Origin of the sequence: Pontiella desulfatans (assembly GCF_900890425.1) — a bacterium.
GTDB lineage: Bacteria > Verrucomicrobiota > Kiritimatiellia > Kiritimatiellales > Pontiellaceae > Pontiella > Pontiella desulfatans.
The window spans coordinates 4140828-4159362 of the sequence record NZ_CAAHFG010000001.1 but is presented as its reverse complement, the minus strand read 5'-3'; the positions used below and the strand labels follow the sequence as shown (position 1 = coordinate 4159362).

18 protein-coding genes are annotated in these 18535 nt (G+C 59.8%); 13 read left to right on the top strand and 5 right to left on the bottom strand.

Annotated elements, in window-relative coordinates; all coding sequences use genetic code 11:
• Positions 1–11 precede the first annotated feature (11 nt).
• On the top strand, positions 12–1244 hold the full coding sequence (locus E9954_RS14730; protein ID WP_136079906.1) for a cation:proton antiporter: 1233 nt from the start codon (positions 12–14) through the stop codon (positions 1242–1244).
• Between the two features lie 21 nt (positions 1245–1265).
• On the opposite strand, the gene E9954_RS14725 is transcribed toward E9954_RS14730, so the two are convergent.
• A complete protein-coding gene (locus tag E9954_RS14725; protein ID WP_136079905.1) occupies positions 1266–1445 on the bottom strand; it encodes a hypothetical protein in 180 nt (59 codons plus the stop codon).
• Between the two features lie 279 nt (positions 1446–1724).
• Here E9954_RS14725 and rsxA point away from each other — a divergent pair, with 279 nt between their 5' ends.
• Genes rsxA through rsxE form a run of 6 tightly spaced genes read left to right on the top strand, consistent with a single transcriptional unit; the run spans position 1725 to position 6804 of the window.
• Positions 1725–2318: an electron transport complex subunit RsxA gene (gene rsxA / locus E9954_RS14720; RefSeq protein WP_136079904.1), complete on the top strand. Its 594-nt coding sequence runs from the start codon at positions 1725–1727 to the stop codon at positions 2316–2318.
• A 12-nt stretch (positions 2319–2330) separates the two neighbouring features.
• Positions 2331–3158: an RnfABCDGE type electron transport complex subunit B gene (locus E9954_RS14715; RefSeq protein ID WP_136079903.1), complete on the top strand. Its 828-nt coding sequence runs from the start codon at positions 2331–2333 to the stop codon at positions 3156–3158.
• Complete coding sequence (gene rsxC / locus E9954_RS14710; RefSeq protein WP_136079902.1) at positions 3155–4483, top strand: electron transport complex subunit RsxC; 1329 nt, start codon at positions 3155–3157, stop codon at positions 4481–4483. The genes E9954_RS14715 and rsxC overlap by 4 nt, the downstream gene beginning before the upstream one ends.
• Before the next feature lie 4 nt (positions 4484–4487).
• On the top strand, positions 4488–5483 hold the full coding sequence (locus E9954_RS14705) for an RnfABCDGE type electron transport complex subunit D (protein WP_136079901.1): 996 nt from the start codon (positions 4488–4490) through the stop codon (positions 5481–5483).
• The gene (locus E9954_RS14700; protein ID WP_136079900.1) at positions 5483–6142 is read left to right on the top strand and encodes an RnfABCDGE type electron transport complex subunit G; all 660 of its coding nucleotides are present in this window, start codon (positions 5483–5485) and stop codon (positions 6140–6142) included. The genes E9954_RS14705 and E9954_RS14700 overlap by 1 nt, the downstream gene beginning before the upstream one ends.
• Positions 6142–6804 (top strand): electron transport complex subunit RsxE, encoded by a 663-nt coding sequence (rsxE, locus tag E9954_RS14695; RefSeq protein ID WP_407947757.1) that lies wholly within the window; start codon positions 6142–6144, stop codon positions 6802–6804. Before E9954_RS14700 ends, rsxE begins: the two co-directional genes overlap by 1 nt.
• A gap of 55 nt (positions 6805–6859) precedes the next feature.
• On the opposite strand, the gene E9954_RS14690 is transcribed toward rsxE, so the two are convergent.
• From E9954_RS14690 to E9954_RS14680, 3 genes are all read right to left on the bottom strand, one after another.
• Complete coding sequence (locus tag E9954_RS14690; protein ID WP_136079898.1) at positions 6860–7912, bottom strand: 2-oxoacid:ferredoxin oxidoreductase subunit beta; 1053 nt, start codon at positions 7910–7912, stop codon at positions 6860–6862.
• A 103-nt stretch (positions 7913–8015) separates the two neighbouring features.
• Positions 8016–9863, bottom strand: coding sequence for a 2-oxoacid:acceptor oxidoreductase subunit alpha (locus E9954_RS14685; RefSeq protein ID WP_136079897.1), 1848 nt, complete (start codon positions 9861–9863; stop codon positions 8016–8018).
• A 67-nt stretch (positions 9864–9930) separates the two neighbouring features.
• A complete protein-coding gene (locus E9954_RS14680) occupies positions 9931–11715 on the bottom strand; it encodes an FAD-dependent oxidoreductase (protein WP_136079896.1) in 1785 nt (594 codons plus the stop codon).
• A gap of 220 nt (positions 11716–11935) precedes the next feature.
• On the opposite strand from E9954_RS14680, the gene E9954_RS14675 reads away from it, so the two are divergent.
• From E9954_RS14675 to E9954_RS14655, 5 genes are all read left to right on the top strand, one after another.
• Entirely contained in the window at positions 11936–13534 is a 1599-nt protein-coding gene (locus tag E9954_RS14675; protein ID WP_136079895.1) for a sulfatase family protein, read from the top strand.
• A gap of 171 nt (positions 13535–13705) precedes the next feature.
• Positions 13706–14818: a DEAD/DEAH box helicase gene (locus E9954_RS14670; protein ID WP_136079894.1), complete on the top strand. Its 1113-nt coding sequence runs from the start codon at positions 13706–13708 to the stop codon at positions 14816–14818.
• 58 nt (positions 14819–14876) lie between these two features.
• On the top strand, positions 14877–15377 hold the full coding sequence (gene rnhA / locus E9954_RS14665) for a ribonuclease HI (RefSeq protein ID WP_136079893.1): 501 nt from the start codon (positions 14877–14879) through the stop codon (positions 15375–15377).
• Positions 15378–15390: 13 nt separating this feature from the next.
• Positions 15391–15735 (top strand): DUF6172 family protein, encoded by a 345-nt coding sequence (locus E9954_RS14660; RefSeq protein ID WP_136079892.1) that lies wholly within the window; start codon positions 15391–15393, stop codon positions 15733–15735.
• 6 nt (positions 15736–15741) lie between these two features.
• A complete protein-coding gene (locus tag E9954_RS14655) occupies positions 15742–16614 on the top strand; it encodes an RluA family pseudouridine synthase (protein WP_136079891.1) in 873 nt (290 codons plus the stop codon).
• Here the strand turns inward: E9954_RS14655 and E9954_RS14650 are convergent.
• Positions 16599–17093, bottom strand: a complete 495-nt coding sequence (locus E9954_RS14650; protein ID WP_136079890.1) for a 3'-5' exonuclease — start codon at positions 17091–17093, stop codon at positions 16599–16601. The genes E9954_RS14655 and E9954_RS14650 overlap by 16 nt on opposite strands.
• A gap of 147 nt (positions 17094–17240) precedes the next feature.
• Here E9954_RS14650 and E9954_RS14645 point away from each other — a divergent pair, with 147 nt between their 5' ends.
• Positions 17241–18527: a Glu/Leu/Phe/Val family dehydrogenase gene (locus E9954_RS14645; protein ID WP_136079889.1), complete on the top strand. Its 1287-nt coding sequence runs from the start codon at positions 17241–17243 to the stop codon at positions 18525–18527.
• The last annotated feature ends 8 nt before the right edge of the window (positions 18528–18535 follow it).

The following is an 18535-nucleotide window of genomic DNA, read 5'->3' as shown; positions in this document are numbered from 1 at the left end:
AGGAGACCGATATGGACGTGGTTCAGGGATTGGTTTTTATCTGTCTGTTTCTCATCGGGCTTTGCGCGATTGCCCACTATTTCCGCAACTCGCCCTTGCCCTATGTCGGGTGGGTGGTGCTCTTCGGCATGGGCTATGGAATCCTGCAAAAGTTCACCCTGACCGATTTGCCCTGGATCCACCTGACGCCGGACGTCATCCTCTACATCTTCCTGCCGGTGCTGATCTTCGATTCATCGCGCCATTTGGTGCTCAAGGTTGCGCGGGAGGTGGCGCTGCCCTCGGCCCTGTTGGCAACGGTGGGCATTCTGGCGAGCATGTTTGTCATGGCGGTGCCGATCCGCCTCTTTTCCAATCTTCCGTGGATCGACATCCTGTTTTTCAGCGCCATCATGTCGGCCACCGATCCGGTGGCGGTGGTCGCCATCTTCAAGGTGTTTCCCGTTCCGGAAAAACTCAAGATGCTGGTCGAGGGCGAGTCCCTGCTGAACGATGCCACCGCGGTGATCCTGTTCTCGCTTTTATTCGAGCGGGTGATCCATGGCCACGAACTGATCTTTCGGCAAGGCTTGGTTTATTTTGTGCTCGCAGTGGCGGGGGCCACGCTCATCGGCATCGCCGGAGGCTGGGGCTGCATGATCCTGCTGCACCGCTGGAAGGTCTTGAAAGACCACTTCATTGCGCCGCTCATGCCGTTGTTGTTCATCTATCTCGTATTTTGCGCGGCGCAGGCCTGGCTCGATATTTCCGGGGTGATCGCCGTGATGGCGGCGACACTCGCCATGAAGATCGTCAGCGCCCGCTATCCGCAAGAGGAAATGCCGAAGCATATGGAACGGGAGTTCTACCGGGGCTTCTGGGATTTCCTGGGCGAGCTCGCCAACGCCATCCTTTTCTTCATGCTCGGCGCCGAGATCGGTGCGCATTCCAACGAAGTTGCATGGCGGCTGCTGATCGTTTCCCTGGTCTCGCTGCTGGTGGCGCGAAGTGTGGTGGTCTACGGGTTTGGCCTGCTGTTCCGCCTGCTGCGGATCAGGCTGCCCGTGTCGTGGCTGCATGTCCTTAACCTCGGCGGCCTTAAAGGGGCGCTTTCCGTGGCACTGATCCTCATGATTCCGAAGGAGTATGCCTACCGCAACACCTTCCTGCTGGCGGCGCTGGTGATGTGCATTTTCACCCTGGTCGGCAATACGTTGGGCCTGCGTGCCTACCTAAAAAAAGCCGACCTCGCAGAGGCCGGCTAGTGGACTGGCATTCCGCCGAACCTATCTTTCGGTTAGGTTGAGCTTCTTGCCCGAGTCGATCCACTGCTGAAGGATAATCTTGCAATATTTGCTGACCGAGAGGTGCATCGACTCCGCACGGTCGGTCAGGTCGTCCGCCATCTTGGCGTTCATGTTGATTCCAATGGTCTTGGTGCCTTTTCCTATTGGGTTGGTTGCCATGGTTCTCCTCGTGGTTTTGTTGAGCGAAAATATATATTCGAAGCGCCAAACATATTCAAACGGTTTTCTCGGAAATATTACATGTTAACGTTTTCATGGTAACGAGACTTCTTGAAAGAAGATAACGACATCGGGGAATCGATATAAATCGCTCGATTCAGGTGGCTAGTTTAAACCCATTCTAAATAGGGGCGGCATCGGGAAACGGGGTTGCGGATGCCGTTCGCATAGGTATTATCCATGCCTTTGTGCAAAAACCAATAGGGGAAGATTCAGATTATGCTTAGCGAGTTCCTCGTAATCACGGTGGGGGCAATCCTGGTAAACAACTTCGTTTTGTCGAAGTTTTTGGGGATTTGTCCATTTCTAGGGGTTTCAAAAAAACTGGACACGGCCCTGGGCATGTCGGGCGCGGTGATCTTCGTCATGACGCTGGCCTCGCTGGTCAGTTCGCTGATCAACACGTTTCTGCTGGTTCCGATGAAGCTCGAATTCCTGCAGACGCTCGTTTTCATCGTGGTGATCGCCTCGCTGGTGCAGCTGGTGGAAATCATGCTGCAGAAGCTGAGCGCCAAGCTTTATGAAAGCCTCGGCATCTTCCTGCCGCTAATCACCACCAACTGCGCCGTGCTCGGCTGCGTGGTGCTCAACGCCAAGTCGGCGCCGGAATCGATCCAGGCCACCTGGTACGGCGCCACCATCTATGGCTTCTGTTCCGCGCTCGGTTTTGCGCTGGCGCTCATCCTCTTCTCCAGCCTCCGCGAAAAACTCGACCTCGCCGACGTCCCCGAAGCGTTCGAAGGCACGGCGATCTCGCTCGTCACCGCCGGCATCCTCGCCATGGCATTCCTCGGTTTCTCCGGGCTCGTTTAAGGATATAGGATTATGATGACTGCAATTATTGCCGTTGGCTTGCTTGGTGTTTTGCTGGGCGTAATTATCGGAGTGGTCGCGAAGGTATTCGCGGTCGAGATCGACGAGCGGATCGAAGGGGTCGGCGAACTTTTGCCGGGCGCGAACTGCGGCGGCTGCGGCTTCGCCGGTTGCGCCGACTTCGCCAAGGCCGTCGTTGCCCACGATGCCACGCCCGACCAATGCCCCGTCTGTTCCCCCGAAGACGTCACCGCCATTGCCGGCTATCTGGGCATCTCCGCCGAGGAAAAGGAAAAGAAAGTGGCGCTCGTCCGCTGCAGCGGCGACATCAAGAACACCGTCCGCTCCCTCTATAACGGCGTACGCGATTGCCGTTCGGCCGTGCTGGTGGCGGGCGGCGCCAAGGGGTGCGACTATGGTTGCCTCGGCTTCGGCTCCTGCGCCGATGCCTGCCCGTTCGGCGCCATCGAAATCAACGACGGTCTCGCCATCGTCCACAAGGAACTCTGCGTCGGCTGCGAAAACTGCGTGGCCGCCTGCCCGAAGGATCTAATTCTAATGGTGCCGGCCGCCACCGAAGTGCACGTCTACTGCAACTCGCCCGAAAAGGGCGCGGCCAAGCGCGCGGTCTGCCAGACGGCCTGCATCGGCTGCCGCAAATGCGTCAAGGCCTCCGGCGAGGAAGAGCACATGCTGGTCGATGGCTTCCTCATCCGCACCAACTATGAAAACCCGCCCGCCACCGAGCTGGTCGAGGCCGCCGCCTGCCCGACCACCGCGTTGCGCATCGATTCGCAGCACGCCGCCGGGGCCTACGCGAAAGAAGGAGCTTCCAAATGAGCGATAAGCCACGCAAGTTCAAAGGGGGCGTCCACCCCAACGATTCCAAGGCGCTTTCGGCCCACAAGCCGATCCAGGAAGCCCCGCTGTTTGATTCCTACAAGGTCATCATGCACCAGAACATCGGCGCGCCGCCCGAGCTGCTCGTCAAGAAGGGCGATGAAGTCAAGAAAGGGCAATTGCTCTGTAAGGCTGGCGGCTTTGTTTCCGTGCCGCTGCATGCGCCGACCTCCGGCACCATCAAGGCCATCGACAAGGTGCCTGGCCCCACCGGCATCCATGTTCCCTGCATCGAAATCGCGGCCGACGGCGAAGACGAGTGGGCCAGCCCCTTCGAACCCATTGCCGATTGGAAAAGCACCGATCCCGCCGAACTCAAGCAACGCGTCTGGGATGCGGGCATCGTCGGCATGGGCGGTGCGGGCTTCCCGGCGCACGTCAAGCTTTCCCCGCCGGAAGGCAAAAAGATCGATACACTCATCCTTAACGGCGCCGAGTGCGAACCCTATCTAACCGCCGACCACCGCCTAATGCTCGAGAACGCGGAGGACGTCGTGCTGGGCGCGGCCATCATTGCCCGCATCCTCGGCCTCGACTCCGCCGTCGTCGGCGTTGAAAACAATAAGCCCGACGCCATCGAGGCGTTGAACCAGGTGGCGGGTAAATACAACGTCAAGGTGGCGGCACTGCCCGTCAACTATCCGCAAGGCGCCGAGAAACAACTCATCTATGCCATCACCGGCCGCGAGGTGCCTCCGGGCAAGCTGCCGATGGATGTCGGCTGCGTCGTGCAGAACGTCGCCTCCGCCGCGGCGGTCGCCGATGCGGTTATCAAGGGAATTCCCTCCATCGAGCGCATCACCACCGTCACCGGAAAACCGCTGGTCGATCCCGGCAACTTCAAGCTGCGCATCGGCACACCGATCGATAAGGTGCTTGAACTCGCCGGCGGGATTTCCGAACAGCCGGCCAAGCTGCTGCTTGGCGGCCCCATGATGGGGATTGCACAGAGTACGCTCGGCGTGACGATCATGAAAAACACCTCGGGGGTGCTGCTGATCGCCAACGACGAGGTTTCGCAATACACCTCCGAGCCGTGCATCCGGTGCGGCCGCTGCGTCGACTGCTGCCCGATGGACATCCTGCCCGCCACCATTAGCCAGGCCGTTGAAAACAAGCGGTTCGATTGGGCGGAAAAACTGAATGTCATGGCCTGCATCGAGTGCGGTTCGTGCAGCTATTCCTGCCCGTCGCACCGTCCGCTCAACCAGCACTTCAAGCGCGCCAAGGTCGAAATCCAGGCCGGCCTCCGGAAGAAGGGTTAATTTTATGTCTGAAGAAACTCAATCCATTCGCTTGCCGGATCCGGCAAAACTGATCGTCAGCAACTCGCCGCACATGCGCGACAAGCCCACGATCGGTCGCATCATGTTCACCGTCGTGGCCGCCATGCTGCCCGCCTGCATCGCGGCGGTGCTCTTCTTCGGCTTTGCGGCGCTGGAGGTTCTCGCGCTTTGCGTGTTTTCCTGCGTGCTGGCGGAAGAGGGCTGGAACAAGCTGATGAAGCGCAGCTCCACCTGGAAGGACGGCTCGGCCATCCTTTCGGGCATCCTGCTCGGCATGAACCTTAACGCAGGTGCGCCGTGGTGGATCTGCCTGCTCGGCGGCATCCTCGCCATGATCCTCGGCAAGCAACTCTACGGAGGCCTCGGCTACAACCCGTTCAACCCCGTGCTGGTGGCGCGCGTCGGCCTGCTGATCGGCTTCCCGGGCATCATGACCACCTGGGACAAGCCCGAGCTCGGCCACTGGGCCATCGACGGCGTCACCGCCGCCACGCCGCTCGGCCTTGCGCCCGGCGAAACCTTCGTGAAGGACATGCTGCTCGGCAACGTCGGCGGCTGTCTGGGCGAAACCTCCGCCATCGCGCTTATCATCGGCGGTGCCATCCTGCTCTATTTCAAGCTGATCAAGTGGGAGGTTCCGCTGGCCTTCATCGGCACGGTCTTCGTCTTCACGGGCATCGCGCATGTCGTGCAGCCCGAAGTCTACCACTCGCCGTTCGTCCACGTTTTTTCCGGCGGCCTGCTGCTTGGCGCCTTCTTCATGGCGACCGACATGGTCACCTCGCCCATGACCCACAAGGGCGCCTGGATCTTCGGTTTCGGCTGCGGCCTGATTACCAGCCTCATCCGCCTCTGGGGGGCCTACCCCGAGGGCGTCAGCTTCGCGATCCTTTTCATGAATGCGCTGACCCCGCTGATCGACCGCGTCACCATTCGTAAACCCTTCGGCTATATCGCCCCTGTCAAGGAGGCCAAATAATGAGCGGACAAAAAATCAACATCCCCATGCTGGGGGCGTTTCTCGGTGGGGTTGCGGCCATTGCGGCCGGACTATTGTCGCTGGTCTACACGTCGACCGCCGAGGCCATCGCCCTGAACCTCCAGAAGAAAACCAACACGGCGCTGGAGCAGATCCTGCCCGCGTTCGACAACGTGCCCGCCGACGATACCGTCAGCATCCACTCCGAAATGGATTGGCCGGTCAAATACTACATCGCCAAGAAGGGCGGCGAGATTGTCGGCTATGCCGGCGAGGTGGTCACGCCCGAGGGCTTTTCCGGCAACGTCACCGTCATGGCATCGCTCAAGACCGACGGCACGGTCGATAAGGTGATTGTGACCGCCAACACCGAAACCCCCGGCCTCGGCACCGTCGTCACCGACCGCAAGGTGCAGAAAACCATTGTCGACCTGATCAAGGGGGGCGGGGCCGCCGAAGGGCTGGCCCCCAATAAATACCTCGATTGGTACGGCAGCAAAAAGGCCGGCGACGACCGCTGGAGCATTGTGAAGGACGGCGAGGCCGTTAACGGAAAGACCGGGGCCACCATCACCAGCCGCGCCATCTGCGGCGCCGTCCACGCCATCGGTAAAACCGCCGTCGACAACCTCGGTACCCTCTCCAAAGGAGCAGAATGATGATGAAGGAATTCACTAAAGGCCTGTGGAAAGAAAACCCGGTGCTGGTGCTGCTGCTGGGCATGTGCCCGACGCTGGCCGTCACCTCGAGCGCCACCAACGGCCTCGGCATGGGCGTGGCCACCATGTGCGTGCTGATGGGGAGCAACATCGTGGTTTCCGCTATCCGCAAGATTGTGCCGAAGAAGATCCGCATTCCGGTCTACATCGTCATCATCGCCACCTTCGTAACCATCGTCGACCTGCTCATGCAGGCCTATGCGCCCACCGCGCTCTACGATGCGCTCGGCATCTTCATCCCGCTCATCGTGGTCAACTGCATCGTGCTCGGCCGTGCCGAAGCCTTTGCGTCCAAGAACGGGGTGGGCAAGTCGATCCTCGACGGCCTCGGCATGGGCCTCGGCTTTACGCTCGCGCTGGTCGCCCTCGGCGGCACCCGCGAATTCCTGGCCGGGGGCTCCCTGTTCGAAGTGAAATTGATTCCCGGCTGGACGACCGACTTCATGCTGATGACCTCCGCGCCCGGCGCCTTCATCATCCTCGGCCTTTTCCTGGCCGGCATGAACGCGCTGAACATCCGCAAGGCCAAGGCCGCGGGAAAATCCTACAAACCCGCCTCCATGGATTGCTCCACCTGCAACATCTGCGACATGGAAAAATAGCCCAGGGCGCCTTGCCCTTCCCGGCAACCCATGCAGGGTTCGCCGGCTGCTCTTCCTAGCGATGTAGCTCGTTGATGGCTTCGAGGTTGGCGGCGCCGGGGCAGAGTTCCTTGGTGCCGAGGTCGCGCAGGGGGGCGGTGGTGGTGTTCATGGCTTCGTGGATTTCCTGGGAACTGGAGTCGATGAAGAGAATGCCGGTGAGCACTTTGTCCTGGGCCTTGTATTCCTGCATCATTGAAAGCGCGGAGCTACGGCTGTGGATGTCGTGCTTGGTCTCCAGCTTGTGCAGATTGATGACGGAGCCGTCGTGCATGGTGACGCGCTCGTCGGTGCCTTCGTCGTATTCGGCGGTGATCTCTTCGGCATAGGGCACATAGTCGACTGTGTTGGTGGAGGCCATGTGCTGGCGGATATAGTCGTAGGCCTTGGTGGAGCCGGGCGTGTTGTTGAACGTGACGCAAGGGGAGATCACATTGATGAAGGCGAAGCCCTTGTGGGCAATCGCGGCCTGGATGATCGGGACGAGCTGCTCCTTGTCGCCGGAAAAACTGTTGGCCACAAACGTGGCGCCGAGCTGCAGGGCGATGGCGCAGAGGTCGATCGGTTCCAGCGCGTTGGGCTCGCCCTTTTTCGAGGTGGAGCCGATGTCGGATGTGGCGGAATCCTGCCCTTTGGTGAGGCCGTAGACGCCGTTGTTTTCGCAGATGTAGACCATGTTGACGTTGCGGCGCACGGCGTGCACGAACTGGCCCATGCCGATCGATGCGGTGTCGCCATCGCCGGAGACGCCGATGTAGAGTAGGTTGCGGTTGGCCATGTTGGCCCCGGTGGCGACGGAGGGCATGCGGCCGTGGACGGAGTTGAACCCATGCGAGTTGCCGAGGAAATAGGTGGGCGTTTTGGAGGAGCATCCGATGCCGGATAGCTTGGCCACGCGGTGCGGCGGGATCGACATCTCGAAGCAGGCTTCGATGATGGCGTTGCTGATGGAATCGTGTCCGCAACCGGCGCAGAGGGTTGAGACCGCCCCTTCGTAGTCCTTGGAGGTATAGCCGAGGGCGTTTTTCGGCAGGTTCGGGTGGCGGAAGGCGGGGATTTTATAACTCATGACGTAGTCCTGATTCGTGATGCTTGATGGGTGATCGTACCGCAGGCGGGACGGCTTCGATACCGGTTGGGTTTGTGTGTTGATCCGTGTTCATCCGTGGCCTCTAGTAAAATTTGCTCCGTCTGCGGGGGGAGGTGGTGGTTTGGAGGATCCAGTCGCGGATCTCGTGGCGGATGAAGCGTGCGGTGATCGGGCTGCCGTCGTAGTGCAGCAGCGGGACGAGGCACTCGGGATCGAAGTCGAACTCGTTGATGAGCAGCGTCCGCATCTGGGCATCGCGGTTTTGTTCGACGACGAAGACATATTCGTGGTCTGAGATGAACTGCCCGACCTCGTCGGAAAAAGGGAACGACTTGATGCCCATGCTGTCGAGCGAGATGCCATGCAGGTTGTTGAGGTGGTGCAGGGCTTCGAGGGTGGAGGCCTCGGAGGTGCCGTAGTGGACGACGCCGACGGTGCAGGGTTTTCTGGTCTTGCGGATGACGGGCCTCGGGACGACCTGGCTGGCGGTATGCCATTTCTTCACCAGGCGCTGCATGTTGCCGATGTATTTTTCGCCGATCTCGGTATAGACGGCGTAGTCGTCCTTGGAGGTGCCGCGGGTGAAGAAGGCGCCTTTGGTGGGGTGGGTGCCGGGGTAGGTGCGGTAGGGGATGCCGTCTCCATCGATGTCGAGGTAGCGGCCGAAGCGTTCCTGCATGTTTTCAAGGTCGTCTTCGGTGAACACCTTGCCGCGGTCGTAGCGTTTGGTGTCGTCCCACTCAAAGGGTTCGGACATGTTGTCGTTCATGCCGAGGTCGAGGTCGGACAGCACCAGCACGGGGGTCTGGAAACGCTCGGCGAGATCGAACGCAGTGGCGGTGAACTCGAAGCATTCCTTCGGGGTGGAGGGGTAGAGGCAGATGTGCTTCGTGTCGCCATGCGAGGCATAGGCGGCCGAGAGCACGTCGGACTGCTGCGTGCGCGTGGGCATGCCGGTCGAGGGGCCCGCGCGCTGCACATCGATGAGCACGGAGGGGATTTCGGCGAAATAGGCCAGGCCGAGGAACTCGTTCATCAGCGAAAGGCCGGGGCCGCTGGTCGCCGTGAAGGCACGCGCGCCGTTCCACGAGGCGCCGATCACCATGCCAATGGCGGCAAGCTCGTCCTCGGCCTGCACGATCGCATAGTTTTTCTTGCCGGTTTCGGGATCCATGCGGAACTTGCGGCAGTAGCGGGCAAAGTTGTCGATGACCGAGGTGGACGGGGTGATCGGATACCACCCCGAAACGGTTGCGCCGCCATAGACCGCGCCCAGCCCGCACGCCTCGTTGCCGTCCATCAGGATTTTGTTGCCCACGTTGTCGCGCCGCACGACGCGGTAGGCGATGGGGCAGGCAAAGAGTTTCTTGGCCATGTTGTAGCCGGTCTCCAGGGCTTGCACGTTCGGTTCGATCAGCTTTTCCTTCCCCTTGAACTGCTCGGCGATCAAGGTTTTCGGAACCTCCAGCTCCATGTCGAACAGGGCCACGAGCGCCCCGACATACATGATGTTGCGGAAGAGCTGCCGTTGGCGCGGGTCTTCGTAGAGCTCGCGGCATTTTTCGGTGAGCGGCAGGCCGATGAAGTCGATGTCGTCGCGCAACCAGGCGGGGTCGAGCGGCTTGGTGGAGTCGTAGACGAAGTAGCCGCCTTTCTCCACCTCGTTAATGTCGCGCTCCATGCTCTGCGGGTTCATGCCGACCATGACGTCGATGCCGCCGCGCCGGCCAAGGAAGCCGTTTTCGTTGATGCGCACTTCGTACCAGGTGGGCAGTCCCTGGATGTTGGAGGGGAAAATGTTCTTGGGGCTGATCGGCACGCCCATACGGAAGACGGCGCGGCTGAACAGCTTGTTGGCGCTGGCCGATCCGGTCCCGTTCACATTGGCGAACTTGATGACGAACAGGTTGGTGATGATGTCGCGTTTCATGTTTTTGATCCGTGATGAGTGAGTCGTGATGTGTGCCGGAAGTGTTTCGAAGGAATGGTTTCACGCCTCATGCGTCACTCTTCACTTTCGGCTTGGGTGAAATGTAGAGGAACTTCTGCATATCCCAGGCGGAGGTGGGGCAGCGCTCGGCGCAGAGGCCGCAGTGGAGGCAGACGTCTTCGTCCTTCACCATCACGCGCCCGGTTTTTAAATGGTCGGAAACGAAGATGGCTTGGCCCAGGTTGAGGGCGGGGACCGTGAGTTTGCGCCGTAGAGCGGCTTCTTCTTCATTTTCGGTGAAGGTGAGGCAGTCGACCGGGCAGATGTCGATGCAGGCATCGCACTCGATGCATTTTTCAGCGGTGAAGATGGTTTCGACATCGCAATTGAGGCAGCGTCCCGCTTCCTCCAGGGCCGTCTTGGCATCGAAACCGAGTTCCACTTCCATGGTGTGGCTGTGGATGGCTTCGTCGAGATCGACGTGCGGAACCAGGTGGCGGGCCTCTTCGGTAACCATGCTGGCATAGCTCCATTCATGGATACCCATTTTCTGGCTGATCAGGTTGGTGCTGGGGTCGGGGCGTTCGGCCAGATCCTCGCCCTGGAGAAACTGGTGCATCGAGATGGCCGCCTGGTGCCCCTGCGCCACGGCGGTGATGATATTCTTGGGGCCGAAGGCGGCATCGCCGCCAAAGAAGACTTTCGGGTTGGTGGATTGATAGGTGTTCTCATCAACCACGGCCAATCCGATCTCGTTGAACTCGATGCCGATATCGCGTTCGATCCAGGGGAAGGCGTTGGCCTGTCCGATGGCCAGCAGCACCATGCTGCAATCCACCGTTTCGCTCTGGCCGGTGGGGGTGAAGACCTCGCGTCCCTCCTCATCGATGGAATATTCGATGACGTCGAACGTCATGGCCTTGAGCTGCCCGTCTTCGACCACATAGCTCTTCGGGTTGAGGTTTTCAAGGATGGGAATGCCCTCGGCCTGGGTGTCCTCGATTTCCCACGGCGAGGCCACCATGGCGGAGATGGGCGTGCGGAGCACCACCTTGACGTTTTCCGCACCGAGGCGCAGGGCGGTTCGGCAGCAGTCCATGGCCGTGTTGCCGCCGCCGAGGACGATGACGTCCCGGGGGGCTTTCGTGAGATGGCCGAATGCCACGTGCGAAAGCCATTCCACGCCGACCAGCACGTTCTTGCCTTCGTCGAGTTCGTAGCCGGGGAGCTTTAGCTGGCGACCGGTTGGAGCGCCGGAACCAACGAATACGGCATCGTAGCCCTTTTCGAGCAAGCCTTTGAGGCTTTCCACGCGGGTGTTGAAATGGGCATTCACGCCCATGTCGAGAATATAGCCGGTTTCCTCGTCGATCACCTCCGAGGGCAACCGGAAGGAGGGAATCTGCTGCCGCATGAAGCCGCCGGCCTTGCCGTGCGCTTCAAAAAGATCCACCTCGTAGCCGAGTGGCATCAGGTCGCGCGCCACGGTCAGGGCCGAGGGACCCGCGCCTATGAGCGCCAACTTGAAGCCGTTCTTTTCCTTCGGGATTTTGGGCATCAGGGAGCCGACCTCGTCCTTCATGTCGGCGCAGACGCGTTTGAGGCGGCAAATGGCGACGGGCTTTTCATCGATGCGTCCGCGGCGGCAGGCCGGTTCGCACGGGCGGTCGCAGGTGCGGCCCAGGATGCCGGGGAACACATTCGATTCCCAGTTGACCATGTAGGCCTCGGCATATTTCCCCGCGGCGATCAGGCGGATGTATTCGGGGACGGGGGTGTGGGCCGGACAGGCATATTGGCAATCGACGACTTTGTGGAAATATTCTGGATTACTCGTATTGGTCGGCTTCACTGTTCTCTCCGTATTACCTAGCTTGAGGCAAGTTAAAACACAGTCGTTTGACTATTTCAGCATTAAAATACCTAAATCGTACCATTTTTATCAACTTTCCCTCCAAAGCTCCTTTTTCCGAGAGGAAGGCGGCCTTTAGTCGGGAAAGGAGAGGGTAGGTATTCATGGCATTGCATCGGCGGGTATGGTATTCCGACGCGGGTCAACAGGAGAATATGCCATGAGCGGAAAATGGGTTGTATGGGGTTGGATGGTTGCGGGTGCCTGTTTCGGGGACGCCCGCCCCAACATGGTGTTTGTTTTTTCGGACGATCACGCAACGCAGGCGATCAGCGCCTATGGCGGCCGCTTTGCGGACGTTGCGCCGACGCCGAACCTCGACCGGATCGCGGAGCGGGGCATGCGGTTTAATCGGTGCATGGTGGGCAACTCGATTTGCGGCCCGAGCCGGGCAACCATCCTGACCGGCAAGCACAGCCACCTGAACGGGTTCATGACGAACGAGAACACGGCCTTCGACGGCACGCAGCAAACCTTCCCGAAGCTGTTGCAGAAGTCGGGCTACCAGACCGCCCTCATCGGCAAGTGGCATTTGGGCAGCGCTCCGACCGGCTTCGACCATTGGGACATCCTTCCGGGGCAGGGGTTCTACTACAACCCCGACTTCATCAATGCCGGCGGGCAATACCGCGAAATGGGCTACGTGACCGAGATCGTGACCCGCAAGGCCACGGCCTGGCTGGAAGAGGGGCGGGACAAGGGCAAGCCCTTCATCCTGATGGTTCAGCATAAGGCTCCGCACCGCGAATGGTCGCCTGCCCCGAAATACCTCAACGCGTTCGACGGGGTGGCGATGCCCGAACCCGATACGCTGTTCGACGACTATCGGGGGAGGGGAACCGCCGCCCGCGAGCAGGATCAAACCATCGCCAAGACCATGGAGCTTGGAAAGGATCTTAAAATCGAGCAGGACGATTTCAGCGGGCAGCTGGCCGCCCGCATTCATAAGCGGATGACCAGCGAGCAACTGATGGCCTGGAACGCCGCCTATCAACTCGAGAACCAGGCCTTTCTCAAGGCCAATCTTTCCGGCAAGGAACTTGTCCGGTGGAAATACCAGCGCTATGTGAAGGATTACCTGCGTTGCATCAAGTCGGTCGATGAATCGGTCGGTGAGCTGTGGAACACGCTGGCCAAGGAGGGCTTGCTGGAAAACACGGTCTTCATCTACTCCTCCGACCAGGGCTTCTATCTCGGCGAGCACGGCTGGTTCGACAAACGCTTCATGTATGACGAATCCCACCGCACGCCGTTGCTCGTCAGCTGGCCGGGCGTTACCCCGCCGGGCGCGGTCAACTCCGATCTCGTCTCCAATCTCGATTTTGCCGAAACCTTCCTCGGAATCGCCGGGGTTGAAGTGCCGTCCGACATGCAGGGCGCCAGCCTCGTCCCCCTGCTTTCCGGCCAAAAACCGGCCGCCTGGCGCGACTCGCTCTACTACCACTACTACGAATTCCCCGGCTGGCACATGGTGCACCGCCACGAAGGCGTCTACGACGGGCGCTACAAGCTGATGAACTTCTACGATCTCGGAGAATGGGAACTCTACGACCTCCTGGCCGACCCGAAGGAGATGGTCAACCAGTACGCGAATCCGGAATACGCCGCGGCCGTCAAGCGCATGCACCAGAAGCTGTCCACCGTCCGCAAGCAATACGATGTGCCGGCCAACCAGCCGCAGGATGTCTCCGCTCCAACCATGCGCTACCACTCCTCCTCCTTCCGCAAGCAGGCTGAAGAGGGCCATGGAACAAAGTAGGAATCCCGCCCGCCGTTGCCCCGAAAGCAAGCCGCGGCCCAATGGATCAATGCTCCGTTGGTGCCGAAAGGGTGCGGCAAGCCATTTTAACGCAATATAGTCTGGTGTCGGGGGGAACTTACAGGCAGGTTCCCCCGTTGCCGAAATTTAAACCAGCAAGGACGGATTGGCATGAAATCATTTAAAGAACTCGGCATTGCCGCCGACTATTGCAAGGGCTTGGCGGAGTTGAGCATCAACGAACCCACCGAGGTGCAGCTGAAAGCCATTCCGATGGTGCTCGGGAAACAGACCGACTTTATCGGGCAGGCCCAGACCGGCACCGGCAAGACCGCCGCGTTCGGGCTTCCGTTGCTCGCGGGCATCGATGCCTCGCAGCCGCACATCCAGGGCGTGGTGCTTGCGCCGACGCGCGAGCTGGCCAAGCAGGTGCAGAAGCAGCTGTTCCGTTTCACCAAATATGCCGAAAAGATTTTTTCGGAGGTCGTGTGCGGCGGCGATAAGATCGACCGGCAGATCGAAGCGCTCAAACGGCCGACCCAGGTGCTGGTGGCGACCCCCGGCCGGTTGATGGATCTGGTGCGCCGCAAGGCGGTCGATCTTACGCACGTGCGCACGCTGGTGCTCGACGAGGCCGACGAAATGCTGAAGCTCGGCTTCCGCGAGGATATCGATTCGGTCATGAAGCTCACCAAGGGCGGCCGCCACATCTGGCTCTTTTCCGCCACCATGCCCAAGGGCATCAAGAAAATGATCAGCCAGCATCTGGCGGACGACGCCCCGTTCCTCAAGATCGACAAGCAGCACATCGTCAATCCGAACATCCGCCACCACTATATCCGTTGCACCGAGGGCGAAAAGCTCGGGCGCATCGTCGATTTCCTCAAGGAGCGCGGCGAGCAGCGCGGCCTGATCTTTTGCCGCACCCGGCAGGATACGATCGATTTCGGAATGGCGCTCGAACCCCACGGCTTCTCCAACGTGGTGCTGCACGGCGACCTGATGCAGACCGAGCGCGACAAGATCATGCGCATGTTCAAGAAGGGGCGCGCGCGCATCCTGATCACGACCGATGTCGCCGCGCGCGGTATCGATGTCGAAGGGCTCTCTTTCGTGATCCACCACCAGTTGCCCGAAAAGAACGAATACTACACGCACCGCAGCGGCCGCACCGCGCGTGCGGGAAAAACCGGAATTTCGCTCGCGCTGATCACGCGCCACGATGAGAAGCGGATCGACCAGCTGGAACGCGAACTGAAAATCACGTTCCGCGAGATCGCCTAATCTTTTTATGGGACGGGATGATGTTATCCTGTCATTCAATGATCCTGTCCAACTACCTATGAGTGATGTTGTTCAAATCTATACCGATGGCGCCTGCAAGGGGAATCCCGGCGCGGGGGGCTATGGCGTGGTGCTGATCGCCGGTGCCCGCAAACGTGAGCTTTCCGGCGGATTCCGCAAGACCACCAACAACCGGATGGAGCTGCTGGCGTGCATCGAGGGGTTGCGTTCGCTCAAGCGCCCGTGCAACGTGGTGCTGACGAGCGATTCGAAATATGTGGTGAATGCCATGCAGCAGGGCTGGGCGAAAAAATGGCGCTCCAGGGGGTGGATGCTGTCGCCGTCGAAGTCCGCCAAGAATCCCGACCTGTGGGCGCAGCTGCTCGACCTGTGCGAAAAGCACAAGGTTGAATTCACGTGGGTGAAAGGGCACAGTAACCACCCGGAAAACGAGCGGTGCGACGAATTAGCGGTCGCCGCATCCGCCGGCCAGGATTTGCCGGATGACGAAGGTTTTGAAAACACGGCCTTGCCCGAGGGCGACCTGTTCAGCCTCTAAAGGAAACAATACGATGAAAAAGACATTTAACCTGACCCACCCGAAAATCAAATATCCGCGCATGGTCGAGGCCACCAAGAGCGAGTTGCGCAGATATATCAAGCGCGAGCGCCGCAAGGCGCTGCCGGAGGGGGTCGACTTCTGGGACTTCGATTGCAAATTCGGCGACACCGAGGCGACCGCGGAAGCCATTCACCTTTCGGAGATCGACGGCCGCATCAACGATGCTGAGCAACGCGGGCTCACCGCGTTCTATATCGAGGTGCTTCGCAAGGAAGGCATCCGGGCAAAGCCGGAGAAGGAGAACCCGGTGGCGAAGATTGAACTGCCCAAGCTCAAGAAGTTCGGCGAGGAATAAAGCCCGATGCACGAAAAACAAAAAGCATTCAAGCGCCCGCCCCGGAAGCACACCCCCAAGGGGCTCGAGATCCTCTATGAAGACCGGGACATCGTCGTTGTTGAAAAAACCGATGGGCTGTTGACGGTGGGCACGGAGAAGATCAAGGAAAACACCGCGCATTTTCTGGTGAATGAATATGTGCGCAAGGGCAACCCCAAGTCGAGGAACCGGGCCTATATCGTGCATCGTCTCGACAAGGAGACCTCCGGCATCCTGGTGTTCGCCAAGAGCGAAGAGGTTAAGGAGTTCCTGCAAAAGAACTGGCCGGGCACGCAGAAGAAATATGTTGCCGTGCTCTCTGGAACGCTGAAGGAAAAAGAGGGGCTGGTGACGTCCTTCCTGCTCGAAAACAGCGTGCACCGCATGTATTCGGTCCAGAAATCCGAAACCGGCAAGCGTTCAAAAACCGCCTACCGGGTGCTGAAGGAGTCCGAACACTTCAGCCTGGTTGAAATCGATCTCCTGACGGGGCGCAAGCATCAGATCCGGGTGCACATGGCGGACAAGGGGTGTCCGGTTGCCGGCGACAAGAAATATGGCGTCAAGGGCCAGGGCGTTAAGCGGCTTTGCCTGCATGCGGCCTCGCTCACCCTGGTTCATCCATTCACCAAGGAGAGCATGACCTTCGAGTCGGAGATCCCCCCATACTTCCACAACGTCATGTGCAAAAAACTGGAACCGGCCGAGGACGTCAAAACCGTTGACCCGGCACCGCGCGTTTCGGCTCCCTCGGCCACCGCCAACAAAACGGCCGGCGGAAAGAAGCCCCGCAAGACGAACGCCCAAAGAAAGGCGGCCGCCTTGAAGCGCGCGAAGAAAGATCAGCGCCGCAAATAGAGCTTGGCGCAGCCGATGGCGTCGGAGAGGGCTTCGTGGTGGTTGAGCGGAATGCCGAGGCGCTCGCAGCAGGTGTTGAGTTTGTAGGGGACGTAGCCTTTGGCCTTGTAGATGCGCATCGTGCATTCCCAGCGGTCGGCCAGGCCCAATTCGCCGTAGTGGAGGTCGTAATATTCCATCGTGCGCCGCAGCACGGAGCGGTCGAACACCTCGTTGTGCGCCACGATGGTCTGGTATTGCAGGCGTTTCCGGATTTCGGGATAGAGCTCCACGAAGGTCGGGGCATTGGCCGTATCCTGCGGACGGATGCCGTGCACCGCGATGTTCATGCCGAAATATTCATTTCCCGGCGGCTGGATCAGCGAATAGTATTCTTCCCGGATCTGGCCGTTTTCCACGGTCACAATGCCCACGGCGCAGGCGCTGCTGCGGCTTCCCGTGGCGGTCTCGAAATCGATGGCGGTAAAATTCATCCGCATAAGGTAGCCTGAAACCGCGCGCACTCCAACCAGGATATGGAGGTTGTCTCTTTTTTTGAGGGATGGCTGGATGCCGCACGGTGATCCCGCTAACCTGTTTGCGTCGTCAGGTGGTTTTGCAGAAGGGGATGAACTGGAGAATTGAACATGAGTGTCGAGTCTAGCATTGCAGCGACTGAATCTAACAAAAAACTGTATGAAGGGGTCTGTGAGCGGTTTGAGCAGATGGCTTCCTATGTCAACCTCGATGGCAAGGTGCATGCGATCCTGAGCCAGCCCAAGGCGGAGCTGATGATCCATTTCCCGGTGAAGATGGACGATGGAAACTACCGGCTGTTCAAGGGCTACCGCATTCAGCACAACAACTTGTTGGGGCCGTATAAAGGCGGCATGCGTTTTTCGCCGGAGGTCAGCCTGGATGAAGTGAAGGGGCTGGCCATGCTGATGACCCTGAAATGCGCCCTGGCCAAGCTTCCGCTTGGCGGGGCCAAGGGCGGGATCAAATATAATCCGAACGACCATTCCCCGGAGGAGAACCAGCGGATTACGCGCCGCTTCACGGTGGCGCTGGGCCATAACATTGGGCCCAGCTATGATATTCCCGCCCCCGACATGGGCACCAATGCCCAGAACATGGATTGGATGATGGACACCTACCACAACCTGTATGGCCGCAAGATCGAAGACAAGGCCGTGGTAACCGGGAAGTCGGTGGCCTGCGGCGGAAGTGTCGGGCGCGCCAGTGCCACGGGCTATGGGGCGGTCTATTGCCTTGAGGAGTGGGCGAAGGGGGAAAACCTCCCGATGAAAGGCACGACGTTTGCCATTCAGGGGTTCGGGAACGTGGGTTCGCACGCCGCCTTGAAACTCGAAGAGCTCGGCGCCGCCTTGGTGGCCGTGAACGACCACACCGCAACGCTGATCTGCCCCGGCGGGATTTCCGCGAAAGAGCTGGCCAGCCATGTGCGGCAACACGGCGGCATCAAAGGGTTTATGCCGGAATGTGAAGTGGACGACCTCTCGCGGTTCTGGTCGCAGGAGGTGGAGTTCATGGTGCTTGCGGCCATGGAAAACGTGGTTACCCAGCTCAATGCGGACCTGATCCGCGCCGGGCTGCTTGTTGAAGGGGCGAACGGGCCGATCACAACCGAGGCGGAAGCGGTGCTGCTGGATAAGGGGATACCGATCATTCCTGACATTCTCGCTAACATGGGCGGCGTCATCGTCTCCTATTTCGAGTGGGTCCAGAACCGCAACAGCGAATACTGGAGCGCCGAAACGGTGGATGCGAAGCTGCGGGAAAAACTCATTGCGGCCTATCGGCAAGTCGTGGCGGTTGCCCAGGAGCAGGCGATCAGCCTGCGCCAGGCCGCCTATGTGGAATCGCTGAAGCACCTGGAAGAGGTCTACCTCAAACGCGGCGTCTGGCCGTGAGCCTCTCC

What these genes read in the sequence shown, in the direction of transcription:
- E9954_RS14705 (WP_136079901.1), top strand. Translation starts at nt 4,488, where the DNA reads ATGTCTGAAGAAACTCAATCCATTCGCTTGCCGGATCCGGCAAAACTG.
- E9954_RS14650 (WP_136079890.1), bottom strand. Translation starts at nt 17,093, where the DNA reads ATGCGGATGAATTTTACCGCCATCGATTTCGAGACCGCCACGGGAAGC.
- E9954_RS14690 (WP_136079898.1), bottom strand. Translation starts at nt 7,912, where the DNA reads ATGAGTTATAAAATCCCCGCCTTCCGCCACCCGAACCTGCCGAAAAAC.
- E9954_RS14675 (WP_136079895.1), top strand. Translation starts at nt 11,936, where the DNA reads ATGAGCGGAAAATGGGTTGTATGGGGTTGGATGGTTGCGGGTGCCTGT.
- rnhA (WP_136079893.1), top strand. Translation starts at nt 14,877, where the DNA reads ATGAGTGATGTTGTTCAAATCTATACCGATGGCGCCTGCAAGGGGAAT.
- E9954_RS14670 (WP_136079894.1), top strand. Translation starts at nt 13,706, where the DNA reads ATGAAATCATTTAAAGAACTCGGCATTGCCGCCGACTATTGCAAGGGC.
- E9954_RS14645 (WP_136079889.1), top strand. Translation starts at nt 17,241, where the DNA reads ATGAGTGTCGAGTCTAGCATTGCAGCGACTGAATCTAACAAAAAACTG.
- E9954_RS14685 (WP_136079897.1), bottom strand. Translation starts at nt 9,863, where the DNA reads ATGAAACGCGACATCATCACCAACCTGTTCGTCATCAAGTTCGCCAAT.
- rsxC (WP_136079902.1), top strand. Translation starts at nt 3,155, where the DNA reads ATGAGCGATAAGCCACGCAAGTTCAAAGGGGGCGTCCACCCCAACGAT.
- rsxA (WP_136079904.1), top strand. Translation starts at nt 1,725, where the DNA reads ATGCTTAGCGAGTTCCTCGTAATCACGGTGGGGGCAATCCTGGTAAAC.
- E9954_RS14655 (WP_136079891.1), top strand. Translation starts at nt 15,742, where the DNA reads ATGCACGAAAAACAAAAAGCATTCAAGCGCCCGCCCCGGAAGCACACC.
- E9954_RS14715 (WP_136079903.1), top strand. Translation starts at nt 2,331, where the DNA reads ATGATGACTGCAATTATTGCCGTTGGCTTGCTTGGTGTTTTGCTGGGC.
- E9954_RS14700 (WP_136079900.1), top strand. Translation starts at nt 5,483, where the DNA reads ATGAGCGGACAAAAAATCAACATCCCCATGCTGGGGGCGTTTCTCGGT.
- rsxE (WP_407947757.1), top strand. Translation starts at nt 6,142, where the DNA reads ATGATGAAGGAATTCACTAAAGGCCTGTGGAAAGAAAACCCGGTGCTG.
- E9954_RS14660 (WP_136079892.1), top strand. Translation starts at nt 15,391, where the DNA reads ATGAAAAAGACATTTAACCTGACCCACCCGAAAATCAAATATCCGCGC.
- E9954_RS14725 (WP_136079905.1), bottom strand. Translation starts at nt 1,445, where the DNA reads ATGGCAACCAACCCAATAGGAAAAGGCACCAAGACCATTGGAATCAAC.
- E9954_RS14730 (WP_136079906.1), top strand. Translation starts at nt 12, where the DNA reads ATGGACGTGGTTCAGGGATTGGTTTTTATCTGTCTGTTTCTCATCGGG.